This is a genomic window from Bacillus sp. DJP31 (genome assembly GCF_049310945.1).
GTDB lineage: Bacteria > Bacillota > Bacilli > Bacillales > SA4 > Bacillus_BS.
The window spans coordinates 1-1,256 of the sequence record NZ_JBMERO010000085.1 but is presented as its reverse complement, the minus strand read 5'-3'; the positions used below and the strand labels follow the sequence as shown (position 1 = coordinate 1,256).

Genomic DNA, 1,256 nt, shown 5'->3' with positions numbered 1-1,256 from the left:
GAAAACTTACTCGTTCAGGTATTACCTATCGAATGGAGTGTTTGGTGAAGAAAGCATCAATTCATTGTCCTTCACTGTTGAAAAAGAAGGTAACCCCTCACGTCTTTCGTCATACGACCGCGATGCACCTATTGGAGGCTGGCGTTGATATTTCCACTATCGCAATATGGCTTGGTCATGAAAGCATTGAGACCACTCACAAATATATGACTGCTGATTTACGATTGAAGGAAAAAGCACTAGCGAAAATTTCTGAACCAATGGCAACTAAATTCCGCTATAAACCAAATGCAGACATACTAAGTTTTCTTGACACTTTATAAACAATAATTATGTTGAGTATCTTAAGATATTAGCACTGGAAATATGCGAAATTAGCAATTACTGAACATAATACATGACTAAACATAATTTCGTCCGATCACGAACGGTTTGATAGAACGTTCACTACGATTGTTATCTATCTCTAACCGACCATCCATTATATAAACATTTAATTTGTCCCATTGGTTGAGACAATATGTAATTGCCTCACCGAGCTTACTCTTCGGAAGCACTTTTGCTTTTTGGGCTTGAAGCCATTCTGAAAAAGCCTTCAGCACGGGCTGACTGCGTTCTAATCGAGTATCGTAACGCTCTTTTGGCGATACGTTGAGGCTATCACGTTCAATCGCAAAGAGCTGATTACAAAAATTTAGTCCTTCTCTTGCGGGGACCATTGTTAATTGTTTTGCTGCTGGCAAGGATTTTAATGCTTCATCGAATTTACGGCGCGCATGCGCCCAACACCCAACTAAGGTGACATCTTTCACGGCATGGTAGCTAGCATAACCATCAACGTGAAGGTATCCCTTAAAATCAGCCAAAAACTGGGTGGGGTGTTCTTTCCCTCGAGTCTCTTGATAATCAAAGAGAACGATGGGGGCATCTTCTCTTCCTGTCCGATAAAGCCACATGTAAGAGTTAGATGTGGCCTTACGATTGGGTTCGTGAAGCACCTGTACGGTCGTCTCATCCGCATGAAGAATTTCTTTTTGAAGCAATTGCTCCTTCATCCGGTCATAGACTAGCTGTAGCCATTGATTAGCCCCATAGATCATCCAATTGGCCATGGTCTGGCGAGATAAGGCCAAGCCTAATCGTTCAAACTGCTTTTCTTGGCGATAGAGAGGCATTCCCTCTACATATTTTTGGCCCATAACATAAGCAATACTCGTAGGTGAAGCTAAGCTACCAGGATAAACTGGGGCAGGCAT

The 1,256-nt window shown here is 42.1% G+C and carries 1 protein-coding gene and 1 pseudogene; one reads left to right on the top strand and one right to left on the bottom strand.

Going from position 1 to position 1,256, the window contains the following annotated elements:
• Window positions 1–323 (top strand): tyrosine-type recombinase/integrase (locus tag ACOI1C_RS22510; protein ID WP_422512868.1); only part of this gene is annotated, 323 nt, incomplete at its 5' end.
• Window positions 324–413: 90 nt separating this feature from the next.
• Here the strand turns inward: ACOI1C_RS22510 and tnpC are convergent.
• Window positions 414–1,256 (bottom strand): annotated as a pseudogene (gene tnpC, locus ACOI1C_RS22505) (IS66 family transposase); the annotation flags it as partial.